Below are 17,443 nucleotides of genomic sequence, written 5' to 3'. Positions count from 1 at the left end.
AGCCCCGATGTCCCCAAGACGCGCCCGCACCGCAGCGGGCGCAGGCGCCCTCGCCTGCGCCCTGCTCCTCACCGCCTTCGACGCGACGGCCGCCCCCTCTCGGCGCCCCGCCCCCGAAGCCCGGCCCGTCGTCACCCGCGCCGCCCTCGATCCGAAGCTCGTCGCCGGACGCGGCGCCGAAGTGCCCTTCGACGAACAGGAAGCCGAGAACGCCACGACGAACGGCCGCGTCATCGGCCCGGACCGCACCCCGTACACCCTGCCCTCCGAGGCCTCGGGGCGTACGGCGGTCCAGCTCAAGCCCGGTCAGCACGTGGAGTTCGTGCTGCCGCGCGCCGCGAACGCCATCACCGTGCGCTACAGCATCCCCGACGCCCCCGAAGGCGGCGGCATCACAGCGCCCCTCGACGTCACCGTGGACGGTCGGCACCGCAAGCGGATGACGCTCACCTCGCAGTACTCCTGGCTCTACAACCAGTACCCCTTCACCAACGACCCCCAGGCCGACCTGCTGCACCCCGACTGGTGGATCACCGAGTGCTCCTGCGTCCCGGCCGACACCACACCGGCACCGCAGATCACCAAGCCTTTCCGCCCGACCCACTTCTACGACGAGCAGCGCCTGCTCCTCGGCCGGACCCACAAGGCGGGCGAGCGCGTACGGCTGACGGTCCCGCGCGGCAGCCGCGCGGCCTGGACCGTGATCGACCTGCTCGACTCCGAACTGGTCGCACCCCCGCGAGCCGTACGCGGCGGCGTCGACGTCCGGGCCTTCGGCGCCGATCCCACCGGACGACGCGACGCAGCGCCCGCCATCGAACGCGCCATCGGCGCCGCCCGCCGCTTGGGCAGGCCCGTCTACCTCCCGCCCGGCACCTATCAGGTCAACCGGCACATCGTCGTCGACGACGTGACCATCACCGGTGCGGGAAGCTGGTACACGATCCTCAAGGGCCGCGAGGTCACCCTGGACCGGCCCGCGCCCGACGGCTCGCGGCACACCGGCGTCGGCCTGTACGGGAAGAGCGCGGCGAGCGGCGGCAGCCGCAATGTGCATCTGTCCGGGTTCGCCATCGAGGGCGATGTCCGCGAACGGATCGACGACGACCAGGTCAACGCCATCGGCGGCGCCATGAGCGACTCCACCGTCCGCGGCCTGTATCTGCACCGCACCAAGGTGGGGCTGTGGTTCGACGGCCCCATGTCGAACGTCCAGGTCACCGACAACGTCGTCACCGACCAGATCGCCGACGGGCTGAACTTCCACACAGGCGTGACCGATTCGGTCGTCCGCAACAACTTCGTCCGCAACACCGGCGACGACGCCCTGGCCATGTGGTCACAAGGAACCGCGGACGCGGACAACGTCATCTCCCGCAACACCGTCCAGTCACCGACCCTCGCCAACGGCATCGCCGTCTACGGCGGCCGGGACAACACCGTCACCGGCAACCTCGTCGCCGACCCCGTCCGCGAGGGCAGCGCCCTGCACGCCGGCGCCCGCTTCGGCGCCGAACCCTTCACCGGCGGGCTCCGCTTCACCGACAACACCACCGTGCGGGCCGGTACCTTCGAGCTGAACTGGAGAATCGGGCTCGGCGCCCTGTGGCTGTACGCGCTCGACCGCAGCATCGACGCCGACATCCGGGTCACCGGCGACCACTACCTCGACAGCACCTACAACGCGATCATGCTGGTCAGCGAGTTCGGAGTGAAGGACCAGTACGGCATCCCGGAGGTCCACTTCAAGGACATCCGGGTCGACGGCACCGGCACCTCGGTGGTCAGCGCACGGGTGCGGGGCTCCGCGACGTTCGAGAACGTGGACGCCCGGAACGTCGGGGCGGTCGGGGTGAACAACTGCGGGGCGTTCAACTTCCCGCCCACCGGATCGGAGTTCGGCCTCACCGACCGCGGCGGCAATGACGGCGGCTGGCTCGCCGACTGGCTGCTGCCCAACACCATCACCTGCGACGATCGGCCACCGGTGGTGCCGCCGCCGGGCCCGTCTCCCTGGTGAGCGATACATGTACGGCCGGTGCCCCGAGCACGTGGTTCCCGCGCTTGCGCTCGCTTGCGCGGAGCGGGCACGGAGGAACCACGTGCTGGGGTCCGGCATGGTCCGTCCGGCGCTCCTGGAACGGCGAGAAAGCGACGTGATACCCCGCAACAACTTGCGCATTTTGCGTTACGCTTGCGTTCATGACGCGACGACTGGCCCAAGTGGCGAAGAAGGTGGGGGTCAGCGAGGCCACGGTCAGCCGTGTCCTCAACGGCAAGCCCGGAGTCTCCGAGGCGACCCGGCAGTCCGTGCTCACGGCGCTGGACGTGCTCGGATACGAGCGGCCCACACAGCTTCGCGGGGAGCGCGCCCGGCTCGTCGGTCTGGTGCTGCCGGAACTGCAGAACCCGATCTTCCCCGCGTTCGCGGAGATCATCGGGGGTGCGCTCGCCCAGCAGGGGCTCACCCCGGTCCTGTGCACGCAGACCAAGGGCGGTGTGGCCGAGGCCGACTACGTGGATCTCCTGCTCCAGCAGCAGGTCTCCGGCGTGGTCTTCGCCGGCGGTCTGTTCGCGCAGGCCGACGCGCCGCACGAGCACTACCACCTGCTGGCGGCGCGGAAGGTGCCGGTCGTGCTGGTCAACGCGTCGATCGAGGGCCTGGACTTCCCGTGCGTCGCCTGCGACGACGCGGTCGCCGTCGAGCAGTCGTGGCGCCATCTGGCCTCGCTCGGCCATGAGCGGATCGGGCTGGTCGTCGGCCCGGCCGACCACGTCCCCTCGCGCCGCAAGCTCGACGCCGCCAGGGCGGCCGCGAAGGCCATGGGCATGGACCTGCCCGACGCGTTCGTACAGCGGTCCATCTTCTCCCTGGAAGGCGGCCAGGCCGCGACCGCGCGGCTGCTGGACCGGGGCGTCACGGGCATCATCTGCGGCAGCGACCCCCTCGCGCTGGGCGCCATCAGGGCCGCCCGCCGCCGCGGACTCTCGGTGCCCGCGGACGTCTCGGTCGTCGGCTTCGACGACTCGGCGTTCATGACCTGCACCGAGCCTCCGCTGTCGACCGTCCGCCAGCCCATCGAGGCCATGGGCCGCGCGGCGGTCGACCTGCTGTGCGCCCAGATCCAGGGCTCCCACTCGCACCCCGGCGAGCTGCTCTTCGAGCCCGAGCTGGTCGTACGCGGATCGACGGCGCCGCCCCCGACGAGCTGAGCGCCCGCACCCGACCGTCCTGGCCGTCGAGGCCCCTTCGGCACCGGTATCACCGCCGCGTTGAGCGGCCGCGATCCCGGTGCCGTCGGCATTTCCGGGCCTGTTGACTGTCATGCCTCGGACGAAACCGTTGACAAACTCGTCACGTAGTAGAAACCTCTCACTTCAGAGATGCAAACAAGTCACAAAGTTGCTCAAGAAGTTTGCTGGACATCGCATTTCCTTGTTGGAGTCATGTTGGGCTCCCGGTGCAGACCTCACCGGCACTCCCGCCGGGCCCTTCACGCAGCTCCACGTCCGGAGGGACCGGCGGACAGAGCCGGTGACGTGCCGCGCCCACATCGCGGAAGGGCCACCATGAGAGGCACAACTACGGGCAGACGAGGGTGGGTCGGTCTGCTGGCGGCGGGCCTGATCGCCGTCGGACTGCTGCCAGCCCCCGCACACGCGGCGGACGACGATCCCAACCTCGCGCTCGGCAGACCGGCGACGGCCGGCGGGGCCCACGGAGGCTACCCGGCCACGAACGTCACCGACGGCAGCCAGCAGTCGTACTGGGAGGGCCCGTTGGGCTCCTTCCCCCAGTGGGTGCAGGTCGACCTGGGCTCCCAGGTGGACCTGGACCGCGTCAAGCTGAAACTCCCCGCCGCCTGGGAGCAGCGCTCCCAGGCGCTCTCCGTTCTCGGCAGCACCGACGGCGACTCCTTCAGCACGCTCGCCGACGCGCAGTCCCGCACGTTCACCCCGTCCGAGGCGAACACCGTCGACATCGACCTGCCCGCCGCCACCGCCCGCTACGTCCGGGTCCGGGTCACCTCCAACTCCGGCTGGAACGCGGCTCAGTTGTCGGAGCTGGAGATCTACGGCGAAGGCGGCGACGACCCCGGCGAACCGCCCCTCGAAGGCACCAACCTGGCACGGAACAAGCCGATCGAGGCCACGTCCATCACACAGAACTACGTGGCGACGAACGCCAACGACGACAGCCTCACCACCTACTGGGAGTCGGCCGGATTCCCCTCCGACCTGACCGTGAAGCTCGGCGCCGACGCCGACATCGAAGCCGTGGCCGTGAAGTTGAACCCCGACCAGATATGGGCCGCGCGCCAGCAGTCCCTGACGGTCCTGGGCCGCGCGCAGGGGGCTTCCTCCTTCACCACGCTCAAGGCCCGGGCCGACTACACCTTCAGCCCGTCGTCGAACCAGAACTCCGTGGTGATCCCGGTCACGGGCCGCGTCGCGGACGTACGCCTGTCCTTCCACTCCAACACCGGAGCCCCCGGCGGACAGGTCGCCGAGTTCCAGGTGATCGGCAGGGCGGCACCGCACCCTGACTTCGTCGTCACCGACCTGACCTGGTCCCCGGCCGCCCCGTCCGAGAGGGACGTGGTGACGGTCGACGCCACCGTCCGCAACGCGGGCACCGCCAACGCCCCCGCGACCACGGTGAACGTCAGCGTCGAGGGCACCGTCGCGGGCTCCGCACCGGTCCCGGCCCTCGCGGCGGGAGCGTCCACCACCGTCTCGGTCCCCGTCGGCAAGCGCCCCACCGGCTCGTACACCGTCTCCGCGGCCGTCGACCCGACGGACACCGTCCCCGAACTCGACAACACCAACAACAGCCGTACGGCAGACCGCAAACTGACGGTCTCCCAGGCACCCGGCCCGGACCTCACAGTCACCGGCATCACCAGCAACCCGGCCTCACCCGCAGTCGGTTCGTCCGTCTCGTTCACCGTGGCGGTGAACAACCGCGGCACCACCGCCGTCCCCGCCGGCAGCGTCACCCGGCTCACCGTCGGCGACACCACCCTCCAGGGCACGACCGGCACCATCGGCGCGGGCGACACGGCCACCGTCGCCATCGACGGCACCTGGAAGGCCACCAACGGCGGCGCGACCCTGACCGCCACGGCCGACGCCACCGACGTCGTCGACGAGACCGACGAGAACAACAACGTCTTCGCCCGCTCGATCGTCGTCGGACGCGGCGCCGCCGTGCCCTACACCGAGTACGAGGCCGAGGACGGCAGCTACGAGGGAACCCTCCTCACCGCCGACAAGAAGCGGACCTTCGGGCACACCAACTTCGCCACCGAGTCCTCCGGCCGCAAGTCGGTACGGCTCGACGACACCGGCGACCACGTGGAGTTCACCTCCACCAACGCCGCCAACTCCATCGTCGTACGCAACTCCATCCCGGACTCGGCCACGGGCGGCGGCCGCGAGGCCACGCTCAGCCTCTACGCCGACGGCGAGTTCGTCCGGAAGCTGACCCTCTCCTCCAAGCACAGCTGGCTCTACGGCAGCACCGACGACCCCGAGGGCCTGACCAACCGGCCGGGAGGAGACGCACGACGGCTCTTCGACGAGTCCCACGCCCTGCTGACCCAGAGCTACCCGGCAGGCACCAAGTTCCGCCTCCAGCGGGACTCGGGCGACTCCGCGGCCTTCTACATCGTCGACCTGATCGACCTGGAGCAGGTCGCCGCCCCCGCCACCAAGCCCGCCTCGTGCACCTCCATCACCGAGTACGGCGCCGTACCCAACGACGGCATCGACGACGCCGACGCCATCCAGCGCGCGGTGACCGCCGACCAGAAGGGCGAGATCGACTGCGTATGGATCCCGGCCGGGCAGTGGCGCCAGGAGAAGAAGATCCTCACCGACGACCCGCAGGACCGGGGCCAGTACAACCAGGTCGGCATCCGTGACGTGACCATTCGCGGCGCCGGCATGTGGCACTCGCAGCTGTACTCGTTGATCCCGCCGCACGAGGCCGGTGGCATCAACCACCCGCACGAGGGCAACTTCGGCTTCGACATCGACGACAACACCAAGATCTCCGACATCGCCATCTTCGGCTCCGGCACCATCCGGGGCGGCGACGGGGGAGCCGAGGGCGGCGTCGCGCTCAACGGCCGCTTCGGCCAGGACACCAAGATCACCAACGTGTGGATCGAGCACGCCAACGTCGGCGCCTGGGTCGGCCGGGACTACTCCAACATCCCCGAACTGTGGGGTCCCGGCGACCGCGTCGAGTTCAGCGGCGTCCGCATCCGCAACACCTACGCCGACGGCGTCAACTTCGCCAACGGCACCCGCAACTCCACCGTCTACAACTCCTCGTTCCGCAACACCGGCGACGACGCCCTGGCCGTATGGGCCAGCAAGTACGTCAAGGACACCTCCGTCGACATCGGCCACGACAACCACTTCCGCAACAACACCATCCAGCTGCCCTGGCGCGCCAACGGCATCGCCGTGTACGGCGGTTACGGCAACACGATCGAGAACAACCTGGTCTCCGACACCATGAACTATCCGGGGATCATGCTCGCCACCGACCACGACCCGCTGCCCTTCTCCGGACAGACCCTGATCGCGAACAACGGCCTGTACCGCACGGGCGGGGCGTTCTGGGGCGAGGCCCAGGAGTTCGGCGCCATCACGCTCTTCGCGCAGGGGCCGGACATCCCCGGCGTCACCATCCGCGACACCGACATCCACGACTCCACCTACGACGGCATCCAGTTCAAGACGGGTGGCGGCGCGATGCCGGGCGTGAAGGTCGAAGACGTCCGCATCGACAAGTCGGTCAACGGCTGCGGCGTCCTCGCCATGGGCGGCGCACGGGGCAGCGCCACCCTGACCGACGTCACCATCACCGACTCGGCCGAGGACGACATCTGCGTCGAGCCCGGATCGCAGTTCGTCATCAATCGCCCCTGACACACCGACGGGACCGGTGCGGCGGCTCCGCCCCCAGGGGCCGCCGCACCGGCACGACGACCCGGCAGGCGACGAACCTGCCCCCTTCCCCCCTTCGAGCCGCGTCGTGCGCCCACTCGGCACACGACGGAAGAGCGAGGATCGATGAGAACCCGCATCCGCAGATCCCGGTGCCTGAGCGCCCTGATCGCGACCAGCCTGCTGGCGCTGGGCGGACCCCTGATGTCCGCCCGCGCCGCGGGCGGACCCAACATCGCACTCGGCGACACCGCGTCGGCGAGCAGCTCCCACGCCGGATACGGCGCCGCGAACATCACCGACGGCAACCAGGGCACCTACTGGGAGAGCGCCGGATCGAACCTGCCGCAATGGGTGCAGGCCGACCTCGGCACGGCCACCCGCGTCGACGAGGTCGTCCTCAAGCTGCCCGCGGGCTGGGAGAGCCGCAACCAGACCCTCTCCGTCCAGGGCAGCGCCGACGGCACCAGCTACACCACCCTCAAGGCCTCCGCCACCTACACCTTCAGCCCGGGCAGCGGCAACACCGTCACCGTCTCCTTCCCGGCCGCCCAGACCCGGTTCGTGCGCGTCGACATCAGCGCCAACACCGGCTGGCAGGCCGCCCAGCTCTCCGAACTGGAAGTGCACTCCGCCGACGACGCCTCCACCAACCTCGCCGCCGGACGCCCCCTGACCGCCAGCAGCCACACCGACGTGTACGCGGCGGGCAATGCCAACGACGGCAACCGGGCCAGCTACTGGGAGAGCGCCAACAACGCCTTCCCGCAGTGGATCCAGGCCGACCTCGGCAGCTCCCGGGCCGTCAACCGTGTCCTGCTGAAGCTCCCGGCGGGCTGGGAGAGCCGTACCCAGACGCTGAAGATCCAGGGCAGCTCCAACGGTACGGACTTCACCGACCTGTCTGACTCGCAGACGTACGCCTTCAACAGCGCCAACGACAACACCGCGACCATCACCCTGGACGCGGCCACGACCCGCTACGTCCGTGTCCTGGTCACCGCGAACACCGGCCGGCCCGCCGCGCAGATATCCGAGCTGGAGATCTACGGCCCGGCCACCGGCGACACCGAGCCGCCCAGCGCGCCGACGCAACTGGCGTACACCGAGCCCGCCCCCGGCCAGATCCGGCTCACCTGGAAGGCCGCGAGCGACAACAAGGGCGTCACCGCGTACGACATCTACGCCAACGGCGACCTGCTGACCAGCGTCACCGGAGAAGTCACCACCTTCACCGACAACCGCCCGGCCGGCCAGACCGTGTCGTACCGGGTACGCGCCCGGGACGCGGCCGGCAACCAGTCCGCCGACAGCAACACCGTCACCCGGATCGGCGAGGCCGGTGACACCCAGGCCCCGACCGCCCCGTCCAACCTCGCCTACACCGAGTCCGAGCCGGGCAGGGTCAAGCTCACCTGGACCGCGTCCACCGACAACGTCGCCGTGACCGGCTACGACATCTACGCCAACAACGTCCTGCGTGGAAGCGTCGCCGGGAACGTCACCACGTACACCGACACCCAGCCGACGACGAGCACCGTCACGTACGTCGTGCGGGCCAAGGACGCGGCCGGCAACCGGTCGGGCGACAGCAACAGTGTCACCCGCAACGGCAGCGGCGGCAACGGCTCCAACCTCGCCGTCGGCAAGCCCATCGAGGCGTCCTCCACCGTGCACACGTACGTCGCCGGGAACGCCAACGACAACAGCACCTCCACCTACTGGGAGGGCGCGGGAGGCAGCTATCCGCAGACCCTGACCGTCAAGCTGGGCGCCAACGCCGACCTGGAGCGGCTCGTGCTCAAGCTGAACCCGGACTCGGCGTGGTCCGCCCGCTCCCAGACCATCGAGGTCCTCGGCCGGGAACAGAAGGCCTCCGCCTTCACCAGCCTTGTGGCGGCGAAGAGTTACGACTTCAGCCCCGCCAGCGGCAACACCGTCACCATCCCCGTCACGGACCGGGTGGCCGACGTGAGACTCAGGTTCACCGCGAACACCGGTGCCCCGGCGGGCCAGCTCGCCGAGTTCCAGGTCGTCGGCGTGCCCGCGCCCAACCCGGACCTCGTCGTCACCCAGCTGACCACGTCACCCGCCGCACCGGTCGAGTCGGACGACATCACCGTCGCCGCCACCGTCCGCAACGACGGCCCGGCGACCGCCCCCGCCAGCAAGGTCGCCGTGCGCCTCGGCGACACGAAGGTCGCCACCGCCGACGTCGGCTCTCTCGCGCCGGGCGCCCAGACCACGGTCGAGGCGTCCATCGGCACCCGTGACGCGGGCTCGTACGAGCTGAGCGCCGTCGCGGACGAGCCGAACGACGTCATCGAGCAGAACGAGACCAACAACACCTACACCCGGCCCACCGCCCTGGTGGTCAAGCCGGTCGCCGGCTCCGACCTGGTCGCCGGGACCGTGACCACCAACCCGTCCAGCCCCGCCGCGGGCGACTCCGTCACCTTCAAGGTGCCGGTGAAGAACCAAGGCACCGAGGCCAGCGCTACCGGCAGCCACGCCGTCACCCTCACCCTCCTCGACGACAGCGGCGACACCGTCAGGACCCTCACGGGCGCCCACAACGGGGCCATCGCACCGGGCGACACCGCCGTGGTGAACCTCGGCCCCTGGACCGCCGCCAACGGCTCCTACACCGTGAAGACCGTCATCGCCGCCGACGCCAACGAGCTGCCGGTCAAGCGGGAGAACAACACCTCCACGCAGCCCCTGTTCGTCGGCCGCGGCGCCAACATGCCCTACACCACCTACGAGGCCGAGGACGCGACCGTCGGCGGTGGCGCGAAGGTCGTCGGTCCCAACCGGACCGTCGGCGACATCGCCGGTGAGGCATCCGGCCGCAAGGCGGTGACCCTCGACGCGACCGGCGAGTACGTCGAGTTCACCACCCGCGCCGAGACCAACACCCTCGTCACCCGCTTCTCGATCCCGGACGCCCCGGGCGGCGGCGGTATCGACTCCACCATCAACGTCTACGTCGACGGCGTCTTCAAGAAGGCGCTCCCGCTGACCTCCAAGTACGCCTGGCTGTACGGGGCGGAGTCGTCACCCGGCAACTCCCCGGGCTCGGGCGCACCCCGGCACATCTACGACGAGGCGCACCTGAAGCTCGACGAGACCATCCCCGCAGGAAGCAAGATCCGGCTGCAGAAGGACGCCGCCAACAGCGCCGCCCACTACGCCATCGACTTCGTCGACCTGGAGAAGGTCGCCCCGGTCGCCAACCCGGACCCGGCGACGTACGCGGTACCGGCCGGGTTCACCCACCAGGACGTGCAGAACGCGCTCGACCGCGTCCGCATGGACACCACCGGCACCCTCGTCGGCGTCTACCTGCCGCCCGGCGACTACCAGACCTCGGGCAAGTTCCAGGTCTACGGCAAGGCCGTCAAGGTCGTCGGCGCGGGGCCCTGGTACACCCAGTTCCACGCACCCGCCGGCCAGGACAACACCGACATCGGCTTCCGCGCCGAGGCGAGCGCGAAGGGCTCCCTGTTCAAGGGCTTCGCCTACTTCGGCAACTACACCTCACGCATCGACGGACCGGGCAAGGTGTTCGACTTCTCCAACGTGTCGGACATCGTCATCGACGACATCTGGAACGAACACATGGTCTGCCTCTACTGGGGCGCCAACACGGACCGGATGACCATCCGCGACTCCCGCATCCGGAACATGTTCGCCGACGGCGTCAACATGACCAACGGCTCCACGGACAACCTCGTCGCCAACAACGACGCCCGGGCGACCGGCGACGACAGCTTCGCGCTGTTCTCGGCGATCGACGCGGGCGGCGCGGACATGAAGGACAACGTCTACGAGAACCTGACCACCACACTGACCTGGCGAGCCGCCGGCGTCGCGGTCTACGGCGGCTACCGCAACACCTTCCGCAACATCCACATCGCCGACACGCTCGTCTACTCCGGCATCACCATCTCGTCGCTGGACTTCGGCTACCCGATGAACGGCTTCGGCACCGACCCCACGACCTTCGAGAACATCTCGATCGTCCGGGCGGGCGGCCACTTCTGGGGCAACCAGACCTTCCCCGGCATCTGGCTGTTCTCGGCGTCGAAGGTCTTCCAGGGCATCCGCGTCACCAACGTGGACATCGTCTCCCCGACCTACAGCGGCATCATGTTCCAGACGAAGTACAACGGCACCCAGCCGGAGAACCCCGTCAAGGACACCATCCTGACCGACATCTCCATCACCGGAGCCAAGCGCAGCGGTGACGCCTGGGACGCCAAGTCCGGCATGGGTATCTGGGTCAACGAACTGCCCGAACCCGACCAGGGCCCCGCCGTCGGCGAGGCCACCGTCAACTGCCTGCGCATGAACGACAACGACGAGAACATCCGCAACACCACGACCACGTTCAAACTCACCGTCAACCCCTGCTGAAACCGACCCCCGCGGGACCGGCACAGGCCGGTCCCGCGGCATTTCCACGCCCGGTCAGCCCGCGGCGTTCACACGCTCTGTCAGCGCGCCGAAAGTAGGCGCGCAGGGCTTCCCGCCCCTCGATCCGGCGCCCGTTGTACGGCCATTCCCAGACCCCGTCCGGGTTGAAGAGGTCGCAGACCGTACGGGGATCACCCGGGTCCAGGCGGCGCGCGAGTTCCAGGACCACACGCTCGCAGCCGCGTTCCGCGAGCAGACACGTCATGGGATCGGGATCGTGAGTTGTCATCTCCGCTTCCTAACAGGTCAGTTGGGGTTCCCACGACTCCTTTGTGATTACCGGCTCGGGACGGCCGCCGAGCGGTTGGGCCGGGGTTAGCCGCATGTCACCGGCGGCTAACCCGCGCCCCCGTAGACCTGGGTCCGACGGCACCGACCGGTGCCGTGGACCTGGCGGGAGGACGAATCATGCGACGGACGTTCATGTCGTGGGCGGCAGTGACGGTACTCAGTGTTGGGGCGGCCGTGTCCCTGACGGCGTGCAGCTCGGACGGTGACAAGCCGGCGCCGAATGTCGCGGGTGACCAGGGCGGGCAGGGCGAGGAGAAGCAGCCGCAGGACCCGAAGGACGTCGCCGAGGCGTACGCCAAGTGCATGCGGGAGCAGGGGCAGGAGGTGCAGGTCGACAAGTTCGGCCGGGTCAACTCGCCCGCGACCGGTACCGGTTCGGAGGGCCGGGTGGCCGACGAGAACCTGCCCAAGGCCATCGAGAAGTGCGACAAGGAGGTCCCCGGCATGAAGCAGCTCAGGGAGAAGGGGAACTCGGAGAGCCTGGAGCAGGGGCGTGGCCTGGCCAAGTGCCTCCGCGAGAACGGCATCCCGAACATGGCGGACCCGGACCCGAAGCTGGGCGCCCTGTCCGTCCCGAAGGACGCGGCGGGCGACAAGTGGACCAAGGCCATGGGGATCTGCGGTGACAAGTTCCCCGGGGCCGCCTTCGTCGCGGAGCAGACCCAGTGACGGAGCAGATCAGCAGCGAGGGGGAGGACGGGCAGGGACGCCGCCGTGGCGCGTCGCGTTCTCGTCGGCGGTTCCTCGCCGCCGGGGTCGTGACCGCCCTGGCGGCGGCGGGCACGACCCTGGCCGCCCGGCGGTGGCCGAACGACGACCAGGACACCTCCGCACAGCACCGACCCCGCTCGACCGCGCCGGTCGTGCGCACCTCCTTGGCCTCCGGGCTGCAACTGGACGGCGAGCTCGGCCACACGCCCGCCGACGAGATCACCGCCCAGGGCCAGGGCACCTTCACCAAGCTGCCGAAGAACGGTGATCACATCCGCGTGGGCGAGCCCCTGTACGAGATCGACGCGCAACCCGTCGTCCTGTTCCGCGGCTCGCGCCCGTTCTGGCGCGTACTGAAGAAGGGCATGAGCGACGGCCCGGACGTCAAGGACCTGGAGCGCAACCTCACCGAACTCGGCTTCGCCGACGCGACCAACCTGACCGTGGACGAGGAGTTCACCGACGCCACGACAGAAGCCGTCAAGCGATGGCAGAAGGCACTCGGCGTGGAGCAGACGGGCACGGTGGAACTCGGCCGGGTCGCGGTTCTCCCCTACGGGGACGTGTGGGTCGAGGAAGTCGTCGCCAAGCCCGGGGCGACGGCGGGGACCGGCGGCACGGTGCTGAAGGTGACGACCACGGACGTGTACGCCACCATCAAGCCCGAGGAGGAGCAGCTGCCACAGCTTCCCCCGGGCAGCAGACTCATGGTGCGGCTCGACGTCGGCGGCACCCTCCAGGGGAGGATCACCTCCATCACCCGGAACACCCCCGGCAGCGGCGACGGCTCCGGCGGACCGGACAACCAGGCCAAACCCACGGTGTCGATCCGGCTCAAGGACCAGAAGAAGGCCACCGCGGCCCTGCGCAGCGGACGCGTCGGCGTCACCGTCACCGTCCCGGAGAAGAAGGCGGACGACGTCCTCGCCGTCCCGGTGACCGCCCTGCTCGCCACGGCCGGCGGCGGCTACGGCGTGGAGGTCGTCCGGCCGGACTCGGCCGAGCCGGAACTCGTCCCGGTGAAGGTGGGGCTGATCGTCGCGGGCCAGGCCGAGGTCGAGGGCCGGATCAAGGAGGGCGACAAGGTGGTGATCCCCGTATGAGCCGAGAGAGCGGTCGCCACGGGGACGGGCGGCGCACCCCGGTCCTGCAGCTCGACAAGGTCGTCAAGGAGTACGACGGCGACCCACCGCTGCGGATCCTGCACGGCATCGATCTCACCGTCCACCAGGGCGAGTTGGTGGCCGTCGTCGGGCCCTCCGGGTCCGGCAAGAGCACGCTGCTGTCGTTGGTCGGCACGCTCGACCGGCCGACGTCGGGACGGGTCCACCTGGACGGCCACGACCTGACGGACCTGAACGACCGGCAGATCGCGGCATTGCGCGCCAGCAGCATCGGCTTCGTCTTCCAGCAGTTCTTCCTCCTCCCGGGCCTGACGACCGTCGACAACGTCGCCACCGGCCTGCTCTACACCGGGGAGAGCGCCCGACGCAGACACGAACGAGCCGTACGCGCACTGCGCGAGGTGGGCCTGGCACACCGGCTCGATCACCGGCCCGACCAGCTGTCCGGCGGTGAGAAGCAGCGCGTCGCCATCGCCCGGGCCCTGGTCGGCAGACCCGCGCTGCTCCTCGCCGACGAACCCACCGGTGCCCTGGACTCCGCGTCCGGGCAGGGAGTCGTCGATCTGCTGCTGCACCTGAACGCCCAAGGCACGACCGTCATGGTCATCACCCACGACCGCGACCTGGCCGCTTCCTTCCCCCGCCAGATCGGGGTGCAGGACGGACGTGTCGCATTCGACCTGCACGGCGACACGCGCACAGCCGCTGTCCCGCGGTCCGCACAGGGAGGCCCGGGATGACGCAACACCTGCCCCGCCCGGCCCGGCTCCGGCTGCCCGACCTGCTCAGAATCGGACTCATCGGCCCCCGGACCCGCCGACTGCGCTCGGCGCTGTCCGCCCTGGGGATCGCCCTGGGCATCGCGGCAGTCGTCGCCATCACCGGTATCTCGGCATCCAGCCAGGCCCACCTCCTCGACCGCCTGGACCGCCTGGGCAGCAACCTGATCTCCGTGTCGCCGGGGGAGAACTACGGCGGAGAAAAGGTCCCGCTGCCCAAGGAAGCAGTCAGCATGCTCGCCAACATCGCACCCGTCGAGCAAGTGAGCGCCACCGCCGAAACCAAGGCGAACGTCTACCGCAGCGACTTCGTCCCCCCGAACCAGACCAACAGCCTGCGCGTGCTGTCGGCACGCCTGGATCTGCTGAAGACGCTGCGGGGAGAGCTGAGTTCGGGACGCTGGCTCGACAAGGGCACCCAACGGCTCCCCGTGGTCGTCCTGGGCGACACCGCGGCCCGGCGGCTGGGCGTGACCGCCCCGGGAACCAAAGTGTGGCTCTCCGGCCGATCCCTGCCCGGAGGCTGGTACGGAGTGATCGGCATCCTGCGGGCGAACGAACTCGTCCCCGAGATAGACGACTCGGTCCTGGTCGGCGCTCCCCAGGCCGTCGCCGAACTCGGCGGCGACCGCACACCGTCGACCGTCTACGTACGCACCCACCCCGACCGGGTACGTGACGTACAGGACGTGGCCGCGGCCACCGCCAACCCCGCCCGGCCGTCCGTGGTCGCCGTCTCCCGCCCGTCCGACCTGCTCAAGGCGCGCTCGGAGACGGATACCGCCCTCACCGGCCTCGTCCTCTCCCTCGCCGGTGTCGCCCTGCTGGTCGGAGGGGTAGGGATCGCCAACACCATGGTCGTCGGCGTCATGGAACGGCGCGGGGAAGTGGGGCTGCGCCGCGCACTGGGAGCACGCCGGGGGCAGATCACCCTGCAGTTCCTGATCGAGGCGGTACTCCTCGGCCTGTTCGGCGGCCTGGCCGGCGCCGCCCTGGGGGTCGTCGCGGTCTACGGGTACGCGGCCGTGAAGGATTGGCCCGCCACCGTGCCCATGGCATGGGTGGTGGCCGGACCGGCGGTGGCCGTACTGGTCGGCACGGTGGCCGGGCTGTATCCGGCACTGAGGGCGGCCCGGATGTCGCCCACGGGGGCGCTGCGCTCGGCCTGAGTATCGGAAGGTGGTCATCCGGGGCCCGGCGCGAGAGGCGCCGGGTCCCGGACCGACGCGTGCTGACCGGGCGGCAGCTCCACGCGCACCGTGAGACCGCCGGACGCGTTGGGTCGTACGGCCATCGTGCCGCGGTGCGTGCCTGTGACCGCCCGGATCACGGACAGACCGAGGCCCGCCCCCTTCCGGCGTCCGCTGCCCCGCTGGAAGGGTTCGCAGAGAGTCGGCACATCGGCCTCCGTGACAAAGGGGCCGGTGTTGACCACCTCGATGAACGCGCACCCCGCGTCGGTCGTTCCGGTGGTGACGTGGACCGAACCGTCGGCCTGGTTGTGGCGGACGGCGTTGGTCACCAGGTTCCCCACGAGCTGATGGAGCAGCGAAGCGTCACCCCACACCGGGGCGGTATGCAATTGGGCGTCCACGCTGACGCCGGTCTCCCGCGCTTCCGCGAGCACATCGGCGATCGCCGTCCGTGTCTCCTCGGCGAGGTCCGCCGAGCTCGGAAGCAGTACACCGCTCTCGCCTTTCGCCAGGGCCAGCAGGGCGGCGATCAGGCGCTCGCTGCGCCGGGTGGCGTCCAGAGCGCGGTGGATGTTGGGCAGGAGATCGTCCGGAATCCGCCCCTGGGAGAGTGGGATCTCCAGCGCGGTGCGCTGAACGGTGAGGGGCGTGCGCAGTTCGTGGGAGGCGTGTCCGGTGAAGCGCCGCTGTTCCGCGAAGCTGCGCTCAAGACGGTCGAGCATGGCGTCGAACGTGTCCGCGAGCTCCTTTACCTCGTCGTCGGGGCCGACGAGAGACAGCCGGGCGTGCAGGTTCCGGTCCCCGATGTCGCGGGCGGCCGCGGTCACCCGACCGATACGGGACAGGCCGCGCCGGGAGACCCACCAGCTGGCCAGGAGGGAGAACAAGGTCATCAGGACCAGCAGGAGCAGACACAGTTGCAGCAGCTCCTCCATGACATCCTGTTCGAACACCGCGAAGCGACCGGCGCTGGTCCCCGCCACCCGGCCGGCCGGCACCGAGAGAACGCCCTCGCCGAGCGCGTCCTCGGACCGCGTCGCCAGGACGATCGAGCTGTTGCGCGCGATGATCTCGCCCGCGCTCGCCCAGATCAGGGCGAGGAGAGCGGCGTTGCCGACGACGAACACGGTCGCGTTGATCAGGGCCAGACGGGTCCGGATGGTCAGCCGGCCGAAGGACAGGCTCACAGTCTGTATCCGAATCCGGGAACCGTCTCGATGAGAGGCGGTGGGCCCAGCTTGCGGCGGAGCTGGTGAACGGTGACCTTCACGGTGGTGCTCTCCGGATCCGTGTCGTAGTCCCACACCATTTCCAGCAGGTCGGCCGCGCGCAGCGGGGAGCCGTCGGCGGACATCAGCGCCTCCAGCACTCCGAGTTCCTTCGGGGTGAGCCGCAACAGACGCCCGTCACGCTCGGCGATCCTGCGGACGGTGTCCAGGCGCAGACCGTGCCGTTCGAGGACGGTCGGTGTGCCACTGGGCCCGCGCCGGGCCAGGGCCTGCAGCCGGGCGACCAGTTCGACGTAGGAGAAGGGCTTGGCGAGGTAGTCGTCCGCGCCCTTGCCCAGGCCGTCGACGAGATCTGCCAGCGATCCGGCCGCCGTCAGCATCAGGATCCGAGCCGGATATCCGTTCGTGGTCAGCATGCGGCACACGGCGTCGCCGTGGATGCCGGGCAGATCACGGTCCAGGACCAGTACGTCGTAGTCGGCTGCCGCCGCCATTTCCATCGCCCGGCCGCCGTCGAAGGCGACGTCCGCGACGATGCCCGAGGAGCGCAGCCCGTCGGCGATCATTTCGGCGAGGTCCTCCTCGTCCTCCACCACCAGTACGCGCATCGCTACCCCTCTCGTTCGGCTGCTCAGGCTCGCAGCCAGGGGGTTAAGCCGTGGTTAGCCGGAAGT

11 protein-coding genes are annotated in these 17,443 nt (G+C 69.8%); 8 read left to right on the top strand and 3 right to left on the bottom strand.

Translation table 11 applies throughout. The features are described from left to right. The first annotated feature begins 7 nt into the window (after positions 1–7). The 4 genes from ACZ7L7_RS29835 to ACZ7L7_RS29820 all read left to right on the top strand — a co-directional run bounded on the left by ACZ7L7_RS29835 (position 8) and on the right by ACZ7L7_RS29820 (position 11,382). Positions 8–2,020 (top strand): glycosyl hydrolase family 28-related protein, encoded by a 2,013-nt coding sequence (locus ACZ7L7_RS29835; RefSeq protein ID WP_472077651.1) that lies wholly within the window; start codon positions 8–10, stop codon positions 2,018–2,020. Positions 2,021–2,202: 182 nt separating this feature from the next. Then, positions 2,203–3,213, top strand: coding sequence for a LacI family DNA-binding transcriptional regulator (locus ACZ7L7_RS29830; RefSeq protein ID WP_285514567.1), 1,011 nt, complete (start codon positions 2,203–2,205; stop codon positions 3,211–3,213). Positions 3,214–3,570: 357 nt separating this feature from the next. Further along, positions 3,571–6,945 (top strand): CARDB domain-containing protein, encoded by a 3,375-nt coding sequence (locus ACZ7L7_RS29825; protein WP_472077650.1) that lies wholly within the window; start codon positions 3,571–3,573, stop codon positions 6,943–6,945. A 144-nt stretch (positions 6,946–7,089) separates the two neighbouring features. Then, positions 7,090–11,382: a discoidin domain-containing protein gene (locus tag ACZ7L7_RS29820; RefSeq protein ID WP_472077649.1), complete on the top strand. Its 4,293-nt coding sequence runs from the start codon at positions 7,090–7,092 to the stop codon at positions 11,380–11,382. Here ACZ7L7_RS29820 and ACZ7L7_RS29815 read toward each other — a convergent pair. Next, complete coding sequence (locus ACZ7L7_RS29815; protein ID WP_471431248.1) at positions 11,369–11,647, bottom strand: nuclear transport factor 2 family protein; 279 nt, start codon at positions 11,645–11,647, stop codon at positions 11,369–11,371. The genes ACZ7L7_RS29820 and ACZ7L7_RS29815 overlap by 14 nt on opposite strands. A 203-nt stretch (positions 11,648–11,850) precedes the next feature. Here ACZ7L7_RS29815 and ACZ7L7_RS29810 point away from each other — a divergent pair, with 203 nt between their 5' ends. From ACZ7L7_RS29810 to ACZ7L7_RS29795, 4 genes are read left to right on the top strand one after another with little or no spacing between them, the layout of a single operon-like run. Then, the gene (locus tag ACZ7L7_RS29810) at positions 11,851–12,402 is read left to right on the top strand and encodes a hypothetical protein (RefSeq protein ID WP_453599791.1); all 552 of its coding nucleotides are present in this window, start codon (positions 11,851–11,853) and stop codon (positions 12,400–12,402) included. Continuing rightward, positions 12,399–13,547, top strand: a complete 1,149-nt coding sequence (locus ACZ7L7_RS29805; protein WP_453599788.1) for a peptidoglycan-binding protein — start codon at positions 12,399–12,401, stop codon at positions 13,545–13,547. Before ACZ7L7_RS29810 ends, ACZ7L7_RS29805 begins: the two co-directional genes overlap by 4 nt. Further along, positions 13,544–14,308, top strand: a complete 765-nt coding sequence (locus ACZ7L7_RS29800; RefSeq protein ID WP_093718814.1) for an ABC transporter ATP-binding protein — start codon at positions 13,544–13,546, stop codon at positions 14,306–14,308. The genes ACZ7L7_RS29805 and ACZ7L7_RS29800 overlap by 4 nt, the downstream gene beginning before the upstream one ends. Continuing rightward, on the top strand, positions 14,305–15,516 hold the full coding sequence (locus ACZ7L7_RS29795; RefSeq protein WP_453599782.1) for an ABC transporter permease: 1,212 nt from the start codon (positions 14,305–14,307) through the stop codon (positions 15,514–15,516). The genes ACZ7L7_RS29800 and ACZ7L7_RS29795 overlap by 4 nt, the downstream gene beginning before the upstream one ends. A gap of 14 nt (positions 15,517–15,530) precedes the next feature. Here ACZ7L7_RS29795 and ACZ7L7_RS29790 read toward each other — a convergent pair whose 3' ends face one another. Next, a complete protein-coding gene (locus ACZ7L7_RS29790) occupies positions 15,531–16,727 on the bottom strand; it encodes a sensor histidine kinase (RefSeq protein WP_471431217.1) in 1,197 nt (398 codons plus the stop codon). Next, complete coding sequence (locus tag ACZ7L7_RS29785) at positions 16,724–17,377, bottom strand: response regulator transcription factor (protein ID WP_285514572.1); 654 nt, start codon at positions 17,375–17,377, stop codon at positions 16,724–16,726. The genes ACZ7L7_RS29790 and ACZ7L7_RS29785 overlap by 4 nt, the downstream gene beginning before the upstream one ends. Positions 17,378–17,443: the final 66 nt, after the last annotated feature.

The sequence above is a fragment of the Streptomyces sp. NPDC110618 genome (assembly GCF_055657065.1).
This window is presented reverse-complemented; position numbering and strand designations above follow the sequence as displayed.